The sequence below is a fragment of the Bifidobacterium olomucense genome (assembly GCF_012932375.1).
Taxonomy (GTDB): Bacteria; Actinomycetota; Actinomycetes; order Actinomycetales; family Bifidobacteriaceae; genus Bifidobacterium; species Bifidobacterium olomucense.
On sequence record NZ_JAAIIG010000006.1, the window covers coordinates 140,693 to 162,023 of the forward strand.

The following is a 21,331-nucleotide window of genomic DNA, read 5'->3' on the forward strand; positions in this document are numbered from 1 at the left end:
TGACCAGCCACCAGCCCGCACGTCGGCAACGCAAATCAGCCGCGGGCGAGCGACGCAACGAGCAAGCGTAACAACCAGACGGCGAAGGCGGTTCCAATGACCAAGGCAAGCATTCAGGCGGTGGCGCGGGAGGCCGGCGTCTCCGTATCCACCGTGTCTCGCACGTTCGCCAAACCGGACCTCGTACTGCCCGAAACCCGCGACAAGGTGATGGCCGCAGCCGAAAAACTGGACTACTCCATCTCCCGTTCGGCCGCGGCACTGAAGTCCGGGCAGTCGTTCCGCATCGCACTGCTGGCCAGCGAAACGATCACCACTTGGTTCAACTCGAATATTTTCGCCGGTCTGGATTCCGTACTTCGTCCGGCCGGCTACGACACCGTCGTCTACCCGATGCGCAGCGCCAGCGAGCGCCGTGATTTCTTCGTCGATCTGCCCGTGCGCCGCAACGCCGACGCGGTGATCGTCAGCTCGTTCAACATCGAGCCGGACGAGGTGGCGCGCCTGAAGCATATGCACGTGCCGATCGTGGGCATCAACATCCCCTCCACCGAGGGCGTGGATGCGGCGGTCAGCATCGACGATCGGGCGGCCACCCGCGCGGCCATCGAGCACCTGATCGCGCTGGGGCATCGGCGTATCGCATTCGTGGGCGGGTATCGGGCCGAAACCAATATGCGCTACAGCGCCGAGGCGCGTCTTCAAGGCATGCTCGACGCCACCGACGCGCACCCAGACGTCGAGGTGACGCATCTCAAGGTGCCACGCGGGTCCGCCGATGAGACCAGCGCCGCTTTGAACGCCGTGCTCACCGCCCCGGCCGACATCACCGCCTACTGCTTCGAGGACGACGACCTGGCTCTGCCCGTACTGTACCGTCTGCGTCAATATGGCCGTCGGGTGCCGCAGGATTTGTCGATCATCGGATTCGATGACGCCGGACTGGCGCCTGCCGTGGGACTGACTACTGTGCATCAGGATCCGTTTGCGATGGGCGCGGACGCCGGGCGACTGGCGATGGACGCCATCGCGGGCACGCCGATCGAGGCTGCGTTCCGCCAGCCGCCCACGCCGCTGATGCTGCGCGAGACCACCGCGCCGCCGCGTGCGTAGCGGGTGCCCCCGTCGCACCCGCAACATCATTGCCGCCGCAACCCGGTGACATGACGCCCACGCGGCCAATCCCATCTTTGCGCTTCCGTGAGTCGCCGTGTCTCCCGTCTCAGACAAACGTCATCAGCAATCATGACTACGTTATTATCGGCCAATTCATATCATGACCCAACAATATGAGCGATACTGATGGTATCGTTGTCATTGATGAGGTCAGCCCAACCGACCCATCAGCATACGAGACGACGATCACAGGCAGACAGACGCGCGACCCAACCAACGCAACCATCGGAAAGGACCAACATGACCGCCAACAACCTGAACGACGACTGGTGGAAGCAAGCCGTCGTCTACCAGATCTACCCACGTTCCTTTAAGGACGTCAACGGCGACGGCCTCGGCGACATCGCCGGCGTCACCGAAAAAATCGACTACCTGAAGCGCCTCGGCATCGACGCCATCTGGCTCTCCCCCTTCTACCCATCCGACCTTGCGGACGGCGGCTACGACGTGATCGACTACCGCAACGTAGACCCGCGACTCGGCACCATGGACGACTTCGACACCATGGCCAAAGCCGCGCACGAAGCCGGCATCAAAGTGATCGTCGATATCGTACCGAACCACACCTCCGACAAGCACGTATTCTTCCAGGCAGCCCTCGCCGCCGCCCCCGGCTCCCCCGAGCGCGACCGCTACATCTTCCGCGACGGCCGCGGCGAGCACGGCGAACTGCCGCCGAACGACTGGCAGTCCTTCTTCGGAGGCCCGGCCTGGGCTCGCGTGGCGGACGGCCAGTGGTATCTGCACCTGTTCGACAAAGCCCAGCCGGACGTCAACTGGAAGAATCCGGACATCCACGAAGAGTTCAAGAAGACGCTGCGCTTTTGGTCCGACCACGGTGCGGACGGCTTCCGCATCGACGTGGCGCACGGTCTGGCCAAAGATCTGGAATCCAAGCCGCTGGAAGAGCTGGGACGCGAGTACAGTGTGGTCGGCGTGCTCTGCCACGACTTCTCCCACCCGCTGTTCGACCGTCGCGAAGTGCACGACATCTACCGCGAGTGGCGCGAAGTGTTCAACGAGTACAATCCGCCGCGTTTCGCCGTGGCCGAGGCCTGGGTGGTGCCCGAACATCAGCACCTGTACGCTTCGCCCGACGAGCTGGGTCAGTCCTTCAACTTCGACTTCGCCAAGGCCAGCTGGTTCGCCGACGAGTTCCGCGAGGCGATCGCCGGCGGACTCAAGGCGGCCGAGGAGACCGGCGGCTCCACCACCACGTGGGTGATGAACAATCACGACGTGCCGCGCAGCCCCTCGCGCTATGGTCTGCCACAGGTCAAGGGCGCGCCGTACCACCAGCTGCCGCACGACTGGCTGCTGCGCAACGGCGCCAGCTACCCGGAGGATCGCGAGCTCGGCACTCGTCGCGCCCGCGCGGCCGCGCTGATGGAGCTGGGCCTGCCCGGTGCCGCCTACATTTACCAAGGCGAGGAGCTGGGTCTGTTCGAGGTGGCGGATATTCCGTGGGACCGTTTGGAGGATCCGACCGCATTCCACACCAATCAGGCCACGATGGACAAGGGACGCGACGGTTGCCGCGTGCCGCTGCCGTGGGTCGCCGCCGACGAGCCGTCTTTGGCCGACTTCAGTCTGCCGATTCCGGCCGACGACGGCACCGGTGAGAATCACGTGCCGCTGTGCGCCGCCGGGCAGTTCGGCACGGGTGCTTCGTTTGGATTCTCGCCGGCCGTGCGGGTTGGTGCGGCCGGCGCGGCTGACGTGCGCGGCGGCGCGGCGGGCGCGGCCGGTGCGGCTGGTGCGGCTGACGTGCGTGGAGAGACGTCCGCAGCCGACCCGCACCTGCCGCAGCCGTTGTGGTTCAAGGACTTCGCCGTGGACGTGGAGGAAGCCGACCCGGATTCGATGCTCGCGCTGTACCACGCGGCGCTGGCGATCCGCCAGGAGTCGCTGACCGCCACACGCGACACGTCAGCCGCTCTGATCGATTTGGGCGCTAACGTGGTTGCGTACACCCGCGCGGCGACGAACGGTCGTACGTTCACGGCTGTGACGAACTTCGGTGCCACGCCGGTTGCTTTGCCGGAAGGCGAGGTCGTGCTGACGTCCGGCCCACTGACCGCCAAAGGCCAGTTGCCCACCGACACGTCCGCGTGGGTGATCCGGTAGACGGACGCTGACTGGGGTTTGCGACCGTCTCGACGGGGAGCCGACTAGGCGAGTGCGCAGCGCTTGCGTCTGCTGCACACTCGCAAGCGGCTCGTAAGTTGCACCGCATACATTACAACTTACGGGTCACCCGCATCCATCGCGTGATGGTTACGTGTACCGTTCATGCGTGCAGCTATGTGCAACAGTCATGGGTGTCGTACGACCATCGCGGCCGCCGCCCTACGACACCCATTTCTTCTCTTCTTCACGGAGGCGGCTCTCACCCACCTACCCATCTACAGTGGTACAACAACACAAATCCACATGAAACATGAGGACGTACCACAGCCCTTTACGCGACCCCAACGCAAAATGGCCCAAACCATTGTCACAACAACGCAAATAATCGCCCTGCGCGTTGTTGTGACAAGGAATCCTGTCACAACACCACCAAATCAACCAAAACACGCAAACGTACCACGCGGCACAACAAAACAAGACAGCCGCCGCCCTACGACACCCATTGCTCCCCTCCGTCGCGGCTCTCCCCACCCACGACGGCACAACGACGCAAATCCACACGAAACATGAGGACGTACCACAGCCCTTCATGCGCCCCCAACGCAAAATAGCCCAAACCATTGCCACACCAAAGCAAATAATCACCCTGCACACTGTTGTGGCAAGGAATCCTGTCACAACACCACCAAATCAACCAAAACACGCAAACGTACCACGCGGCACAACAAAACAAGACGGCCGCCGCTCCGAACGAATCGGAACGACGGCCGTCTTAGTGTGTGGTGCGCGGCATGCGCAATTGGATACTTGCTGTTAGCGAAGTCCTACGCTATTTTCGCGGGACTATTGTCTCGCTCAAGCCACGCCTAGCAGCGCAATCGCTGTGCAGCAATCACTGATCACTGCACCTGGGCGCGAGCGATCTTGCCGGTGAAGGAGTTGGCCTCGTCGGCATCCTTGACGCCGTCCTTGTTCCAGGAGAACATGGCGCGCAGCTTCGGGCCGACGGTCTCGATGCGCTCGTTGGAGTACTTCTCCTGCAGCTCCTTGAAGTGCGGAGCGCCGGCATCCTGATCGTCGATGAACTCCTTGGCGAAAGAACCGTCCTGAATGCGCTTGAGGTGGTACTCCATGCGCTTGCGGCAGTCCTCGTTGATGACGGTGTTGGTGTAGTCGCCGTACTGGGCGGTGTCGGAGCAGGACCAACGAGCCTTGTTCAGACCACCCTCGTTCATCAGGTCGACGAGCATCTTGAGCTCGTGGCAGACCTCGAAGTAGGCGATCTCCGGCTGGTAGCCGGCGTCGGTGAGGACCTCGAAGCCCATCTCAACAAGCTTGTTCACGCCACCCATGAGCACGTTCTGCTCGCCGAACAGATCGGTCTCGGTCTCCTCCTTGAAGGTGGTCTTGATGGCACCGGCGCGCAGAGCACCGAGGGCCTTGGCGTAGGCCAGGGTCAGAGCCCAGCCGTCGCCGCGCGGATCCTGCTCAACAGCCACCACGACCGGCACGCCACGGCCGGCAGCGTACTCACGACGAACGATGTGGCCCGGGCCCTTCGGGGCGACCATGAACACCGGGTGATCCTCGGTGGGCTTGATGTAGCCGTAGTGAATGTTGAAGCCGTGGGCGAAAGCGACGGCAGCGCCCGGCTTGATGTTGGGCTCGATGTCGTTGGCCCAGATGGTGCGCTGGTACTGGTCGGGAGCCAGAATCATGATGCCGTCAGCCTCGGCAGCGGCTTCCGGCACGGACTTAACTTCCAGGCCCTGCTCCTTGGCGAACTCGACGGACTTGGAGGTCGGACGTAGGCCGACAACCACGTCAACGCCGGAATCACGCAGGTTCAGCGCATGAGCGTGACCCTGAGAACCATAACCGATGATGGCAACCTTCTTGCCATCGAGGACGGAAAGATCGGCATCATTGTCGTACCAGATCTGTGCAGCCATGTAAGCACTCCTTGTACTACTGGCGTGCCGGCGAAATGGGGCAGCCGGCACACGGTGTTGTGGTGGTTGCGCGTATGCATTTGTATGCATGGTGCGCGTTTGGGTGGCGCTCGGGATATCCCGAGCGGGCTCAAGCGTGGCGGGATTGTGTCCCGCAAACTGGTGTCCATCCTACCGAGAACGACGTAGGCGCTTGCCCTCCGTCCACAACGTGAGCCAGTTCACGAATTGACTTTTGGTCGCATATGGACATTTTCTTACGATGCGGACGAGCTGTAGGTGCGCGAGGGGGACTTGGTGGCGCGCGGAAGGGACTTGGTGGCGCGCCCGGTTCTCACTTTCGTGGTCGCGCTTAGCCATCGTGCATCGCCCCTCGAAGACTTATTCCTGCTCACGGAACAGGCAACCCTGGCCGGATTAACACCACGACGCAGAAACCGTGAAACCGGTTTACGTCGGGTCCAATACCCAAGTTTCGTTTCATGGCACGCTTCGCGATTCACCCTGCGGTATGCTTCGCTTCGCTTCGCAAGACGTTTCGCGATTCCATTCGCGCTTCGTTTCGCGATTCGTGAGCGGGCGCACGTTATTCGCTTCCCACCTTGCAATTCGTTTCGCGCTTCGTGGACAGACATGCGTTGCTCGCTTCCTGCTTCGCGATTCGTCCGCGATTCACCTCGCGGTATGTCCCGCTTCGCCTCGCAGAACGCTTCGTGGGTCACCCCACGATTCCATTCGCGCTTCGATTCGCGCTTCGTGAGCGGGCGCACGTTACTCGCTTCCCACCTTGCAATTCGTTTCGCGGTACGAAGCTGGAAAATGCCCAAATATGCGATGTCGTACCACGCCACCCTAGAGAAGAGCCGTATGTGATAACGCAATTACGCCAATACGCGTGGTACGAAGTGACGGAAACGCCGCAAATACACTCACGTGGCACAACGCATTGGTACGAAACCGCAGAATCACAGAAAACGAAATCTTGTGGCAAAAGCAAAAGGGCGCACAACCCTAAAAAACAGAATCAGAGATGTATTCGCGCGACATGAACGCAAGAAGATATAGGGAGCATCTTGGCGCAGCGCTCAAGCGGCATAAGAAGGGCAGGGAGTGTCTCTGCGCAGCGCGTTCAAGCAGGAACCAGAAGAGTATAAGACTCACCTACACAGCACGGGCGGGACGCAGTCGCCACGGCATTTCGTTATTACAGCCATGCTGCACCTTGCGCCTCAGCACAGCTCGTCCATATATGCATATGTCCCGCTCACGCCTCCACATGTCCACCCGCGCACCCGCGCCACATAAAAAGGCCGCCATCCGTTGCACGAGATTGTGCGCGAGATGGCGACCTGTTTCTTTAGGCACTCAGCGGCTGCTGCCGTCTCAATCACTGAACCTGAGTACGAGCGATCTTGCCGTTGAAGGACTCAGCCTCATCCTGATCCTTGGCCGGGCCGTTGTTCCAGGAGAACATGGCGCGCAGCTTCGGGCCAACGGTCTCAAGGTGCGGGTGAGAGTACTCTTCCTGCAGCTTCTTGAACTTCGGAGCGCCGGCGGCCTGATCATCCATGAACTCCTTGGCGAAGGAGCCATCCTGAATGCGCTTGAGCTGGTACTGCATGCGCTTCTTGGTCTCCTCGGTGATGACCGTGGAGGTGTAGTCGCCGTACTGAGCGGTGTCGGAGCAGGACCAACGAGCCTTGTTCAGACCACCCTCGTTTGCGAGGTCGACCAGCATCTTCAGCTCGTGGAACACCTCGAAGTAAGCGATCTCCGGCTGGTAGCCAGCCTCGGTCAGCACATCGAAGCCCATGTCGCACAGGTGGTTGATACCACCCATCAGCACGTCCTGTTCGCCGAACAGATCGGTCTCGGTCTCCTCGGTGAAGGTGGTCTTGATGGCACCGGCGCGCAGAGCACCGAGGGCCTTGGCGTAAGCCAGGCACAGCGGCCAGGTCTTGCCGTCCGGATCCTGCTCAACAGCCACCACGACCGGCACGCCACGGCCGGCAGCGTACTCACGACGAACGATGTGGCCCGGGCCCTTCGGGGCGACCATGAACACCGGGTGATCCTCGGAAGGCTTGATGTAACCGTAGTGAATGTTGAAACCGTGAGCGAAGGCCAGAGCAGCGCCCGGCTTCAGGTTCGGCTCAACGTCCTCCTTGTAGACCTTGGCCTGGTACTGATCAGGCAGCAGGATCATCACGACGTCAGCCTCGGCAACGGCCTCGCCGACGGACTTGACTTCCAGGCCCTGCTCCTTGGCGAACTCGACGGACTTGGAGGTCGGACGCAGGCCGACAACCACGTCAACGCCGGAATCACGCAGGTTCAGCGCATGAGCGTGACCCTGAGAGCCGTAGCCCAGGATGGCGACCTTCTTGCCATCGAACACGGACAGATCGGCGTCCTTCTCGTACCAGATAGTTGCTGCCATTTTTGGCGCTCCTTTATTTCTTGTTTATTTATGGGATGAGTATTGATTACTGCATTCTGCTGGTGCAGAAAACTTCTTGGTTTTCCTTGTGGGCTTTTCCGAGATGCAGGTTTAGTCCGCCTGCACCCGGAAAATCTCCAAGGGGTTCACGTTGTGAACCTGTATTTTTTCACGTTGTGAACCATCGATTTTCAGTTATAAATATGGACGGATTTCGCGGATTTCACTTGGTGAAGTCAACGTCCGTGCTGAGCCGTGAAGCGAAAGCCCTGTGGGCTTTCGTAGGCTCAGTGAGCGATTGCAACCTACAAGCAATCGCGAAGTCGAAAACCAGCCGTTGATTTCACTTGGTGAAATCAACGTCCTTAGTTTCCTTGCAGGTCAGCACGGAGACCAAGCAGCACACGGCCATTACACCGAGGTAGAGGCCCACGGAGTGCACGCCCCAGTTGTGGGACAGCCAGGTGGCGATGGTCGGCACGAATGCCGCACCGACGATGGCGGCCAGATTGTAGCCGATGCCGGAACCGGAGTAGCGCACGTTGGCGTCGAACAGTTCGGGCAGGAACGCGCCGATCGGGCCGAAGGCGATGCCCATCAGCGCAAAGCCGATGCACAGGAAGGCCATGTTGGCGACGAAGTTCTTCTGGCCCACGAGCTGACCGTCCAAGAGGAACGGGAAGAGCAGGGCGAAGACCACGAGTGCGCAGGAGGAGAAGGTGAGCACACGGCGGCGGCCCAGCTTATCCGCATACAGGCAGGAAAGCACGATGAACAGGGCGAACACGCAGATGGAGATCATCAGCATGAGCAGGTATTCCTGATTGGTGAAGCCCAGATCGCCACCGCCGTTCGCGGTGTCCTTGGTGCCCCATGCAAGGGACCAGGTGGCGAGCGTGTAGAACAGCGTGTAGGTCACAGCCACAAGGAAAGTGGCCTGCAGCACCTGACGCCAAGACTTGCGGAAGACCTCGGTCAGCGGGGACTTGACGACCTTCTTCTGCGCCTGAGCCATGCGGAAGATCGGAGTCTCCTCCATGTGAACGCGGACTACAAGGCCGATGATCACGAGCACTGCGGAAAGCAGGAACGGCACGCGCCAGCCCCAGGACAGCATCGCATCCTGATCGTTGAAGGATTCGAGCACGAAGTAGGTGCCGTTGGACAGGAAGAATCCGATCGGTGCGCCAAGCTCAGGGAAGGAGCCGTAGAGCGCGCGCTTGTCTTCAGGCGCGTTCTCGGTGGCCACCAGAGCCGCGCCGGACCATTCGCCGCCCAGTCCGATGCCCTGCACGAAACGCAGCAGGCACAGAATGGCGACTGCGAACACGCCGGCCTGATCATAGGTGGGCAGGCAGCCGATCAGGAAGGTGCCGACGCCCATGGTCATGAGGCTTACGACCAGCGTGGTCTTGCGGCCCATGCGATCACCGAAGTGGCCGAAGACCAGCGAGCCGAGCGGGCGAGCGATGAATGCGATGGCGAACGTCAGCAAACTCATCAGCAGGGCCACGGTCGGGTTGGCCTTGTCGGAGAAGAAGATGTGCGGGAAGTAGTTTGCCGCTGCGGTACCGTAGGCGTAGAAATCATAGAATTCGATGGCGGTGCCGACCATCGATGCTGCGATAACGGTTTTGACCGAATCGCGTACCAATGCGGCGGCCTTGCCGGCTGCTGCGCTTGCCGCGCCGGCAGCCTGTTCCAGACCAGTCTCTTCGAGAGCTGCAGTCATTATTGCTCCTGTAGGTTCTCGCCTCGCATTACCCAACTTGCGAGAGCGATGTTCCGCAGTGTTTCACGATGCGTTTCACACTGCATCACTGTTGTTGTCTTACTTGTTGCTGTTTGCTATCCGTCCGCGGTTTTCCTCTTGCGGGTTGCGGGGTTTGCCATAAGCCTTGTGAGCGCAACAAAAAAGCCCCGCATCGTGCAGGGCCTTACCGATTGTGTCAGCTTGATGGGCCCTGCCTTCGTTGACGGGGCTTCAAGCATCATGCCGAATTAGTCCGCCAGCGAAGACGGGCTAATAATTCGTGCGGATACAAACGCAGAAGCATTGAATCCAGTCATCGCGTGGCCTCCTTTCGGTGTTCCTCGGGTCCGTTCGACCCGAACTGGAATGCAAAGATAGGTTCGGCTGGGCGCGCAATCCAGCAGGGGTTCATTATGTGGACGTAGGGTCTTGACAAACGGATGCCGCATATTATTTGCGATGGCAGCGTGCCAACGCATGGCACCGCGCCAACGCTAGCAAACTTCTCAGCGGCGGCAGCATGCCAGATCCCAGCCCAGCAACATCGCTGAGCGCCCGACCGAAGGCAGCGTGCCAGTACACGGCACCACCCCACCGCAAGAACACCTCTTCTCGACATGTCACAAGCCAAAATCAGCACATCAGCCATGAACCTCCTCCTCAGCGAAGGCATCCTGCCAAAAGGGCGCGCATTGACGCCGCCCGCCCCGCCTCAGCGGTGGCAACATGCCAAGAACCGGCCAAACGACTCCGCCCAAACCCGATTACGAAGGCATCCCGCCAGCACATGGCACCACGCCGACGCCAGCACACTCCTCAGCGACGCCAGCATGCCAGATCCCATCCCAGCAACATCGCCAAATACCCGGCGCGAGGACAGTCTGCCAAGGAATAGCCCAGCAACATCGCCGAGCCCCAGCACGAAGGTGGCCGATGCACCCCGCCCCGGCGAGAACAGCTGGCACGCCCCATCTCGGCTACCGGCTCCCCCCACCCCAACTCCAACCCGCCCGCCCCGACCAAACCACGCCGCACCAACAGAAAAAGAGAAAAGCCCCACCGGTCGCATTGGACCGATGGAGCTTTGGAGAGATTGAATAGGGACTCAGTACAGCACGAGCACAGCCGCATCTCGCACCACCGACCCCCACACCGCAATCACTTCACATGCTTGATGCGCATGATGAGCCAAGCGGCGACCAGCACGATCGCGATGGCCACGATGAACACCACGGAGTATGCGGCCGGCGGAGTCTTGGTCACGCCCAGCACGGACTTGACGATCACCACGATCAACGAGGTCATCGCGGAACCGATCACGGTGGACAGCGTGTTGGCGAGGTTCAGGATGCCCAGATCCTTGCCGGCCTCCTCCGGGTTCGGCAGCACGGAGACGTTCAGCGCCTGATCGATGGCGTTGTATGTGCCGTAGCCGAGGCCGGCGATACCGGCGAACAGGTACATGCCCATCTCGGAGCGGAACAGCAGCGGCATCAACGCGCCGACGGCGAACAGGCAGCTGGCGAGCGCCACCGGAAGCTTGCGCATGCCGAGCTTATCGGTGATCGGACCGGCGCACACAGCGGCGATCAGGGAGACGACCAGCGTGATCACGGCCATCGTGGCGATGACGGATGCAGCCTTGATCTTGGCGTTCGGGTCTCCGGCGAAAACGTAATCCTGGGCGATATACAGCTGGTAGGTGTTGATCATCCAGTAGCCGCCCATCATCATCGTGCGGCCGGCGAGCGCATAGTAGAAGTCGGGGGCGTTCTTCGGCGGACGGAAGCGCATGACCACGGACTTGGCGGTGATCTCCTCGCGAGCCTCATCCTTGTTGCCCTTCTCACGCGGCCAGACGAGTACAACGAAGATGCCGCACAGGCCGAAGATGACCAAACCCATCATCCAGCCGGCGAACACACCGGAATCACCCTGCTTGAGCAGCTGGGCGCCAACGAACGAGCCGAGAGTCTGACCGGTGGCGATGCCGGCGCCGTAGAAGCCGGAGATCGTACCACGGACGTTGTCCGGCACACGGTCGGACATGGTGGCCACGTACGGGGCGAGCATCACGTTGTAGCCGAGCTGGGCGCAGCACCACAGCACGATGATGAGCACCTGCGAGCGGGTGAACGCGATGGCACCGATCGACAGACCGGTGATCAGGCCGCCGACGATGATCCACGGCGTACGCTTGCCGAAGCGCGAACGGGTCAGATCGGAGAGCGTGCCGAAGATGATGTTGGCCAGCAAAGCCACGATGGAGCCGAAGATGTTGACCAGGCCCAGCATCGTTTCCTTGGTGCCCGCATCGATGCTTTCAAACACGTACGGCAGGATCAGCGAGCTCAGCGCGACCCACGGGATGGCGCAGGCCACCGCGGAGACGGTGAAGCCGATGCCGAGGCGGATGACCTCGGTTTTGGTCGGCCGGTGCCCATCGGCGGACACCGACGGGTCCCGGACCGGTATAGCAGCGGTTGCAGCCGCACTATTCTGTTCCATAATTGATTCCCTTTTCTTTTTCTTGTTATTGATAACTTCGTTGTTCAGTCAAGTATGTGAGTCACGTACGTAGGTCAAGTACGTAAGGCCCGGGATTATGTCAGGCGATTCCTTGGTCCGTCTCACGAAAGACGGGCCAAGGAAGGTCAGGGAAATCGAGGGCGTCCAGCCGCTCAGGCGGACACGACCGGCGGCTCGGCGATGAGATCGCGGGTCTCGTGTTCACCGGCGGCGTCGCGCCAGGTGAGGGTGACAATGGCATTTCCATTATCCACCCCGAGGCCTTGAGCCGGTTCGAATACGAGCGTCGTGTCGGATGAGCCATCGGCCGCGGTCCAGGTGAGGGTCAGCGAACGGTCGCCATCAGTCTGGTAGGTGAACTCGCCGTCGAACGCCGGCAGTTCGTTGCGGAACTTGGCCAGTGCGTTCAGCGCCTTGACCACCGGGCGAGCGAGGTTCTCGTCGACTTCCGCAGTCGAGTAGTAGTGACGATTGATGTCGCGGCCCACGTTCGTGCGATGCAGCAGGTCCATATCGTTCGCGCCGGCGAGCGCGCCGACGTAGTAGACCTGCGGTACGCCCGGCAGGAAGAACTGCACGGCGCGGGTGGCGATGTAGTGCTGATCGTTGCAGCCGAGCGCCGAGTAGTACGTGGAGTTGACCTGATACAGGTCAAGATTGCTCGCGGCGGCACCGGTGGCGGCCTGAGACTCGCCGTTGGTGTTGGCGTGGATGGTGTTGACCAGATTGTCCACGTCCTCGTCGGGCACGAGGCCCTTGAGGGAACGGTCGAGCTGGTCGGAGCCGATGTCGATTACGCCGATGCCGTCGTGCGTATCAAGCACGGTGACGGCGTTGTTCGGGCGCACTTCGACCCAGTGGGCGAGCGCGTCGGTGCGGCCGGTGAACACCGAGTGCAGCAGCAGCGGCGGCAGGGCGAAGTCGTAGACGCGATCGACCTTGTGGGCGATTTCGACCTGCTTCTTGTAGTAGCTGTGCACCTCGATCAGGGTTTCGAGGCCGCGCTTGGCACCCTCTTCCTTGATGCGCTCGATCAGCGTGAAGGTCTTCGGGGTCATGAAGCAGCTGGAGTTGGCTTCCTTGGCACCGTAGCCCACCGCGTCGAGGCGGATGGACTTGACGTGGCTGGCGGCCAGTCGGTCGAGAATGCCGGTCAGATAGGCCCAGCCTTCGGCGGAGTCGGTGTCGATGTCCACCTGCTGCGGGGTGAAGGTGGTCCACACCAGACGGGTTTTGCCGGCCCAAGTGTAGTGGGTGAACGGCAGACCCGGGCGCGGACGGTAGATTCCGGCGAGGTCTTCTTCAGTGGCGCCATCCGGGAAGATGGTGCTCATGGTGAGGAACATGTTGTAGTACGGGCTGTCTTCGCCGCGCTTCATCACGTCCTGGAACTGCTCGGATTCCCAGCTCATGTGGTTGACGATGGTGTCCACCATGATGTCGTGGGTGTTGGCCAGTTCGGTGATGTCATCCCATGAGCCGAGGCGCGGGTCGACCGTGGTGTGGTCCACCGGGTCGAAGCCGGCGTCGGCACCGTCGAACGGCGTGAAGAACGGCAGGATATGCACGCCTTCATACACGCCCCGGAAACGGGTGCGCAAAATATCGGTCAGCGATTTCAGGTTTCCGTCGCCCAGGCGATCGGCATAGGTGATGAGCTGGACCTTGTTCTTCATCGAATCTCCTTTATCCTCGTGACGCTCGCAGCTGGCGAACGCATTCCTCATATGGAGGGTTTCGGCGGCTCGTTCAGGACGGCACATTGTCCTTGCCAAGCCTGATACATACTATATCGAACCGGTTCGAGTGCGTCAAATCTCGAACCGGTTCGACACGCCGGGGCAAAAGAGATGAAAGCTATATGAAAAGCTGGGTCAGCGCGTGGTTTCTCCCGGCACGAAAGTCACGGGGACGACGGTCTCGCCAAAGCCACCGGACTGCGCTGCGGCATTGCCCGCAGCGTCGCCGGCGGCACCTTCCCCCGCTCCCGCGGCGATGCAGTCGCTCAGACGCGAGGCCAGCACGGAAGCCAACGCCGCGAAATCCTGCCGAATCACGCTGAGGCGAAGTCCTGCGGCATCCGCCACATACGTGCCGTCATAGGCGATAATCTGCAGATCGTGCGGAATGCTGAGCCCGCGGCGTATCGCCTCCTGCACGCACAACGCGGCACCCGTATCAGAGCTGACCACAGCATCCACATCGTCGAACCGGTCGAACAATTCGCGCGCGGCGGCGGCGTATCCGGCGAATTCGGACACCTCGCCGGCCTCCACATAATCGTGGCGCACGCCCGCGGCATCGAGTTCATGCTCCAACGTGAGGTAATAGCGCACCGTGGGGAAGGTGGTGTTCCCGTCTGCGGCCGCATCGTCAACATGAGCCGCCAGATCGTGGAACTGCGCGCGCGGGCCGCCGATCAGCACCACATGACGCGCGCCCGAATCGATGAGCTGACGGGCGATCAGCCGACCGCCCTGCTCATGGTCCGAATCCACCGAGGGGATGCCCGGGCCGAGATATCGGTCGAACGCCACGATGGGTCGCCCGATCGACGTCCAGTAATCGGCCGGGTGAGCGGTGTGCGCGGCCATGACAATGCCGTCCATCATATGACGTTGCAGCATATCGACGTATTCCGCCTCACCCTTGTCGGCGTCCACGGTGGAGCACAGCAGCGTTTTCAGTCCACGCTCGGCGAACTCGTGCTGCAGGGCCGAAGTGAGGGATGCGAAGAACGGGTGGGCGATGGTTGGCACGATCACGCCGACGGTATCGGTCCGATCGCGGTAAAGGTTGCGGGCCAACTCGTTGGGGATGTAGTCGAGCTCGCGCATGGCGGCTTCGACCTTGGCACGCATGTCCGTCGAAACGTATCCGGCGTTGTTTACCACCAACGAAACGGTGCTCACTGAAACCCCTGCCTTGCGAGCCACGTCACGCATGCCAACCATGATTCCTCCTTACGAGTCCAATCGCCCGTAATCGCCGTCAGCCTGCCGATTCCCGGACGTATGCCGTGCACATCATTGGGCCATACGCGCATACGCCGGTACGGCCAACGTCAACTACGCCCAGTGTACTCGAACCGGTTTGATCACACGACGAACGCCGTACAATCGTCGTTCGACAATCTCGCGTACATTGTCAACAAACACTCGCTCCGGATTCCAGTGCGGCAAAGCGTGGTGCCAAAGCTCTCGCGAAAACACCTGCAGGCGCAAGGCTTGCGGCATTCGGCCATATGCTGTCATGGACCGTGCAGAGCATATACGGCGAAGGACGTGTGCGGTAAAGGACGCTCTGCCCCCGCATCACGTACTGGCACGGTTGCCGGGTAAAACGTTATATTCGCGAACCGGGACAGATTCGGCTGTCCCGGTAGCCCGATTCGGCTCCTTTTACCAGACCGAGACAAGCATCATGAGGAAAGCGCATATAAGCCTTAACCGGAAAGCCTGCAATTCCAACGTTTTCAGGTATGCGTTCCGCATCGGGACCCGTCTGCAGAAGGATTGAACTGTCTCGGTTCTGCAATAAGAGGCGAAATGCCGAACCGGGACAGCGTAAACTGTCCCGGCAGCTACGTCAAACGATTGACTAAGGTACTGAGACAACAAGCGAACACGACACACGATTCCGACGCCGGGAGCATGCAATCGCAACCGCAATCGGCGACCAGTCGCCCACAATCAGTCGTTCGCACGAGAGCCGACGAGCGTCACCGCGCCGGCAATCAGTACCGCGACGATAGCTGCGGGGAACAGCAGATAGTACCCGTAGCTAGACGCGAACGCGTTGACCAGCAGCGCGCCGATGATGGCCGCAAGCGCCAGTCCAGCCGAGTTGGCGAGCGCGAAGACGCCAAGGTCGTGTCCGGCATTGCGCGGGTCGGGCAGGGCATCCATCACCAGCTCAAGGCCGAGCGCATCGTAAATGCCGAACGCGAAACCGGAGATCAGCGCGAAGGCGATCAGACCATTTTCACGTGCGGTACCGGTGGACCAGACGCCAAGGCCCCAAGCGAGCGCCAGTCCCACGGCGTACAGCAGGCACGAGCCGGCGACTACGGCGGCGGTCGCGATCCCGCGCTCCTCGATACCTTCGGAGATCGGAGCGGCAAGCCAAGAGGCCAAAGCCGTGCCGATCAACGTCGCTATAGCCATGGCCATGATGAGGGAGCCGGCCGGAATGGTCAGCGGCGCGGAGGTGAACAGCACCGCCTTGCCGTACACCCAGTAGCGCACCACGTACCACAGGAAGACGCCGGTCAATCCCACACCGGTCATCATTGCGGTGCGGGCGGCGAACACGCGGGCGAACGCGGGGGCGTCGGCTGGCGGGCGCAGCTGGGCGACTACGGTGGACGCGTTGAACGGCGCGCGCGGCAGGGCTTCGCTGGACGGCTCCTTGGGCAGGATCAGCGCGGTCAGGATGCCGGAAAGCGCGAACAGCACCGCGGTCAGAACGAACGGGGTGAACGAGCTGAACATCACGCCGATGGCACCCAAGCACACGCCAGCCGCCTGGCCGAGCATCACGCCGATGCCATGCCAGCGTTCGATGCGCGGGCGGAACTTGTCCGGCACACGTTCGCTGATGGCGCTGGCCAGCGGCACGGAAAGCATGGCGTAGGCGAATTGCATCGCCGCCCAGAGCACGCACAAGCCGACAATATTGATGTCCTGTCCAAGCAGCAACGTCAGCAGCGCGCTCAGCACACCGCCGACCACCATCCACGGGGTACGACGGCCGAACTGCGTACGGGTGTGGTCGGAAGCACCGGAAATCAGCGGCAGGGCGAACACGGAAGCCACCACGCCCACAATCACCAGCACGGCCAACGGCATCGCCAGTTCCGTAGCCACAGGCAGTGCGCGGCCGGTGGCGGGGTTGATGGGAATCTCACCGCGGACGGCCGTGTTGTAGCCGCCGAGTCGCGCCACCACGTTGGGCATCGCCACGGTGTTCAGCGCCACCCATGGAGCCCCCACCAAGATGGAGGCGATGAAGAAGCCCCAGTTGAGGCGGGAGACGCGGGCCGCGGACGGCTTCTCGCCGCTGGCGGACACCATCGGGTCGCGCATGTCAAGGTACGCGGACGACATATCAGGTGCCGGGGTGTCCACGCTGGACACCGCTGCGGCGGCTGCGGACGTGGCGGATGCGGCCAGACGCATGGCCTGCGCTTCAGGCTGATCGGAAGACGCTTCCGGCGGGCGGCGGCTCGGTTTCATGGCCAGTCGCGCCACGGCCTCCTTGTCCTCCGGGCTGAGCGCTTTATCGAGGTCCGGGCGATCGTCAATACCCGGGCGCACATACGGTTCCAACATGATGCCCTCCTTATGCTTCTCGTGAGTCCATTGTCAGCACATGGCGAGACTATCCGTTGGCGGGCTTTGCTTCAGCGCTTCGTGCGATGTTTTCGCACGACACGTTCGTGAGGGGTTTCGTACGGCACGTTCCTGCGATGTTTTCGCACGACACGTCCGTGCGACACCCGTCCGGGACTTTTGTGCGGGCTTTTTATCCGATCCCCGTCCGGCACCCGCTCAGCGACCCTGCTCAGCGACCCAGCGAGCCGACAATCCATCCCAACGTAACGCAAATAATCGGCACCACGATAGTGGCCACCAAGTAGTACGCAGCCATGGCGAAATGACGGTTGCGCGCCAGCGAAACCATTTCGTTAATCGCGGTGGAGAAGGTCGAGAAGCCGCCGAGGAATCCGGTGACGAACAGCAGGTACGTGGACTGCGGCACCACCTGATGCGCGTATGCGGCCGCCGCCACGCCGGCGCAGAATGTGGCGATCACGTTGATGATGAACGTGGAGAGCGGGAACATGCGATTCCACCAGCGCTGGATGGATGTGTTCAGCACGAATCGGGCCACGGCACCCAGGCCGCCGCACATGCTGATGAGCAGAAACGACATCTCAGTGCGCCTCCCCAGTGGTCGGGTCGCCTACCAGCGGAATCTCGTCGGTGATTGGCGCAGGTTCGTAGGAGGGCGGGTTGATAGGGGCGGTGGCGGCAGGTGCGGAATCGGTGCCGTCAGAGGTGATGGAAGCCGCGTTGGGTACGCCGGGCATATCGGACGGCGACACGGGCGATGACGCGGGTGACGCGACGCTACCGTTACCCTGAGCGGTAGGCACGACCACCGTCTCCCCCGCCGTCACGTGACGCCAATTGCCCGTCTGCTGCTGACGGACCGCGGCAATCGCGACTTTCGCGGTTTTGTCGGCGGCCAGCGCCAAACCAAGCCGCGCACCGACATACGCCACAATCAGGCCCAGCAGGAAGCTCACCAGCATATAGCACACAGCACCGGCGACCACACTGCCCTGCAACGTGGTGAGTTCCTCGATCGCCAACGCGGACAGCGTGGAAAAGCCGCCGCACATACCCATGCCGATGCCACGTGAGGTGAGCTCGCGCACGCGCTTGCGAATCCATACCGCCTGCGACAGGTAGGACGTCAGGCACGCGAAAATGAAGCAGGCCGCCATATTCGCCGTGAAGGTGGGCACGTGGAAGGCGTGCCAGAACCCCTCGGCCCCGGCGGTGGCGGGCAGGATGAAGCTCAAGCCGTAACGCATGGCGGTGCCCAGCGTGCCGCCGAGGAACACCACCAGATACAGCATGCCGTCGGCCAACGGATTGAATCGGGCCTGAACGCGTTTGATGGGCGCGAGCGGAATCTGCGGCGGTTTGGCCGCGGCGGCCGCGCCCTGCGGTTCGGGCATGGATTGGGCCCGAACCTGGGCGACGGAAATCTCCTGCGTGCTGGGCTGCGGCTCGGCACTGGTGTTGTTCACGGAATCAGACATAAGCTGCGGTTTCACTGAGGAACTCAGTCGTTACACGTTACGTACGGTTCGGTCGACGATTCGGTCGACGGTTCAGTCAATCAGGGAGTGCACGGAGATGATGTGGTCGCGCTGCGGGCCGGTGCCGATGGCGGAGATACGGCAGTTGCTGAGCTCCTCCAAACGCTTGACGTACGCCTGGCAGGTGGCCGGCAGATCATCGAAATCATGGACCTGCGAAATATCCTCATCCCAGCCGGGCATGGTCTCGTAAATCGGCTTGGCGGCGGCGAAGGCGGCCTGATCGGTCGGCATATCGTCGTGACGTTCGCCGTCCACATCGTAGGCCACGCAGATCGGGATTTCCTTAAGTCCCGTAAGCACGTCGAGCTTGGTGAGAACGATGTCGGTCAGGCCGTTGACCTGGGAGGCGTAACGGTTCACCACGGCGTCGAACCAGCCGCAACGACGCGGGCGGCCGGTGGTCACGCCGAACTCATGACCCTGGGCGCGCAGCCATTCGCCGGACTCGTCAAACAGCTCGGTGGGGAACGGGCCCTCGCCCACGCGAGTCACGTACGCCTTGGAGACGCCGATCACGCGGTTGATCTTGGTGGGGCCCACGCCGGTGCCGGTGCAAGCGCCGCCGGCGGTCGGGTTGGAAGAGGTGACGAACGGGTAGGTGCCGTGGTCCACGTCGAGCATGGTGGCCTGGGCGCCTTCGAATAGCACGGTCTTGCCCTCGTCAAGCGCCTTGTTGAGGATCAGACCGGTGTTGGCCACGTACGGCTTCAGGCGTTCGCCGAGCTTCAGGAGCTCATCGGTGGTCTGGTCCACGTCGATCGGGCGACGGTTGTAGAGCTTGACCAGCATCTGGTTCTTCTGGTGGAGGCTGGCTTCGACCTTGTCATGCAGGTGCTTGGCGTTGAACAGGTCGTGTACGCGGATGCCGACGCGGTTGATCTTGTCCGCGTAAGCCGGGCCGATGCCGCGGCCGGTGGTGCCGATCTTATGCTTGCCGAGGAAGCGCTCGGTCACCTTGTCAAGCGTACGATGATAGGGCGCGATGATGTGCGCCGCTTCGGAAACGAGCAGATGGGAGCAGTCGATGCCGCGGGCCTCAAGGCCGTCGATCTCCTGGAACAGCACTTCGGGATCGACCACCACGCCGTTGCCGATCACCGGGGTCAGGTGCGGGTTGATGATGCCGGAAGGCAGCAGGTGCAGGGCGTACGATTCGTTGCCGACCACCACGCTATGGCCAGCGTTGTTGCCGCCGTTGAAGCGGGCCACGTAATCGACCTTGGTGCCGATCAGATCGGTTGCCTTGCCTTTACCTTCGTCGCCCCACTGAGCACCAATAAGAACAATTCCAGGCATGCTGGCCCTCCCCGATTTGCACACTGTTGTACGTTGTCTCGTACGTGTTTTTGCACGTGCTTTGTACTTGTTTGCACGGCTCCACGCACGTTTTCCGCCGGGGACTAGGTTACCTTACGGCCTCTACTCGCGGCAGGGGCGATCTCACGCAGACCTGCCCTCGTGCCAAAGAACTAAAGCTCAGAGGCAATCCCACGCGTACAGCACATGGGAGAAATCGAGCCGCGCAAGGTCCTCACGGCGAATGAGGAAGTTCGCGCAACCGGAATCACCCCACATCAGCACATCGTCGTAGCTATCCATCTTCAGCAGCACGAGTTCATCGTCGTAATCCTCGCGGATGTCGGACTGGGTGAACACCGGATGTCCACCCATCTGGAACCATGATCCGGGAGACACTACGTTGAGTTGGTCCATCACCTCCTGCTCAAGATCACCCAACGCACTTTCGGCCGCCGAAATCACAGCAGGGTCAAACTCCGCGATGACGCTTTCGTACGCCGGTTCGAACTCGTCGCATTCATGAGACACGGGATCCTCGATAAGCTCCGGCCGCAACGCGCAACCATGGAAATTCGAACAGAACGGCGTGTGCAGATCAGGATCCGAATCAGTGCCGATATGCGGGAGCCGCACGATCTCGGAGTTGTCAAGTACGGATGGGGCCTCAGGAATATAGCGCACACACCGGTTATCGTTGTCGACTTCGCTATCGTAATCGGCGGATAGATCGCAGCCGTACATAATATCCGTGCCGATGAGGAACTGCAGCAGCCCCTGTGTGGGGTATCCCGGAATATTAGGATCTGTACAGCGAATCTGCATCAACGGGTAGAGCGGATCGCCGGACGCGGACGTGACCGGCACGCCTTGGGGCGACCAATACGATTGGCCTCCGACGAAATTCCCTAGCAAATCAGGGCGCACGTCAAGTTCAGGCGTGAATGAGACGGCCATCTTGCTCGTGTCGCGCACGATGCGCCGCACAATCTCCTGCACCAGCAGGCCAGGATCGTCGTTCTCCGGATTCTCCAGTACCATAATCCCACCAATTCCTTTCCCTAATGCTTCCCCAATGCTCCCCTAATTCAAACCTTGACTATTTCCAAAGTGCTGCCATACGGCTGAAAAGCTGAGAAGAGGCTGGCGGAACCGAC

13 protein-coding genes are annotated in these 21,331 nt (G+C 61.4%); 2 read left to right on the top strand and 11 right to left on the bottom strand.

Going from position 1 to position 21,331, the window contains the following annotated elements:
• Positions 1-96 precede the first annotated feature (96 nt).
• Both G1C97_RS07845 and G1C97_RS07850 read left to right on the top strand, forming a co-directional pair.
• Positions 97-1,113: a LacI family DNA-binding transcriptional regulator gene (locus G1C97_RS07845; RefSeq protein WP_169241283.1), complete on the top strand. Its 1,017-nt coding sequence runs from the start codon at positions 97-99 to the stop codon at positions 1,111-1,113.
• A 303-nt stretch (positions 1,114-1,416) separates the two neighbouring features.
• Complete coding sequence (locus tag G1C97_RS07850; RefSeq protein ID WP_169241284.1) at positions 1,417-3,303, top strand: glycoside hydrolase family 13 protein; 1,887 nt, start codon at positions 1,417-1,419, stop codon at positions 3,301-3,303.
• Positions 3,304-4,205: 902 nt separating this feature from the next.
• Here G1C97_RS07850 and ilvC (G1C97_RS07855) read toward each other — a convergent pair.
• From ilvC (G1C97_RS07855) to G1C97_RS07905, 11 genes are all read right to left on the bottom strand, one after another.
• Positions 4,206-5,348: a ketol-acid reductoisomerase gene (gene ilvC, locus G1C97_RS07855; RefSeq protein ID WP_277348174.1), complete on the bottom strand. Its 1,143-nt coding sequence runs from the start codon at positions 5,346-5,348 to the stop codon at positions 4,206-4,208.
• A gap of 1,297 nt (positions 5,349-6,645) precedes the next feature.
• Positions 6,646-7,698 carry a ketol-acid reductoisomerase gene (ilvC, locus tag G1C97_RS07860; protein ID WP_100497084.1) on the bottom strand — a complete coding sequence of 351 codons (1,053 nt, stop codon included), beginning with the start codon at positions 7,696-7,698 and terminating at the stop codon, positions 6,646-6,648.
• Positions 7,699-8,041: 343 nt separating this feature from the next.
• Positions 8,042-9,430 carry an MFS transporter gene (locus tag G1C97_RS07865; protein ID WP_169241286.1) on the bottom strand — a complete coding sequence of 463 codons (1,389 nt, stop codon included), beginning with the start codon at positions 9,428-9,430 and terminating at the stop codon, positions 8,042-8,044.
• Positions 9,431-10,609: 1,179 nt separating this feature from the next.
• The gene (locus G1C97_RS07870; RefSeq protein ID WP_169241287.1) at positions 10,610-11,959 is read right to left on the bottom strand and encodes an MFS transporter; all 1,350 of its coding nucleotides are present in this window, start codon (positions 11,957-11,959) and stop codon (positions 10,610-10,612) included.
• 173 nt (positions 11,960-12,132) lie between these two features.
• On the bottom strand, positions 12,133-13,656 hold the full coding sequence (gene gtfA, locus G1C97_RS07875) for a sucrose phosphorylase (RefSeq protein WP_169241288.1): 1,524 nt from the start codon (positions 13,654-13,656) through the stop codon (positions 12,133-12,135).
• Between the two features lie 198 nt (positions 13,657-13,854).
• Entirely contained in the window at positions 13,855-14,934 is a 1,080-nt protein-coding gene (locus G1C97_RS07880; RefSeq protein ID WP_169241289.1) for a LacI family DNA-binding transcriptional regulator, read from the bottom strand.
• A gap of 738 nt (positions 14,935-15,672) precedes the next feature.
• Entirely contained in the window at positions 15,673-17,313 is a 1,641-nt protein-coding gene (locus G1C97_RS07885; protein WP_169241290.1) for an MFS transporter, read from the bottom strand.
• Between the two features lie 232 nt (positions 17,314-17,545).
• Positions 17,546-17,917 (bottom strand): fluoride efflux transporter FluC, encoded by a 372-nt coding sequence (locus G1C97_RS07890; protein ID WP_169241291.1) that lies wholly within the window; start codon positions 17,915-17,917, stop codon positions 17,546-17,548.
• Between the two features lies 1 nt (position 17,918).
• On the bottom strand, positions 17,919-18,815 hold the full coding sequence (locus G1C97_RS07895; RefSeq protein WP_169241292.1) for a fluoride efflux transporter FluC: 897 nt from the start codon (positions 18,813-18,815) through the stop codon (positions 17,919-17,921).
• A gap of 72 nt (positions 18,816-18,887) precedes the next feature.
• Positions 18,888-20,174 (bottom strand): adenylosuccinate synthase, encoded by a 1,287-nt coding sequence (locus G1C97_RS07900; protein ID WP_100497075.1) that lies wholly within the window; start codon positions 20,172-20,174, stop codon positions 18,888-18,890.
• Between the two features lie 180 nt (positions 20,175-20,354).
• Positions 20,355-21,215 carry a YwqG family protein gene (locus tag G1C97_RS07905; RefSeq protein ID WP_169241293.1) on the bottom strand — a complete coding sequence of 287 codons (861 nt, stop codon included), beginning with the start codon at positions 21,213-21,215 and terminating at the stop codon, positions 20,355-20,357.
• Between the last annotated feature and the right edge of the window lie 116 nt (positions 21,216-21,331).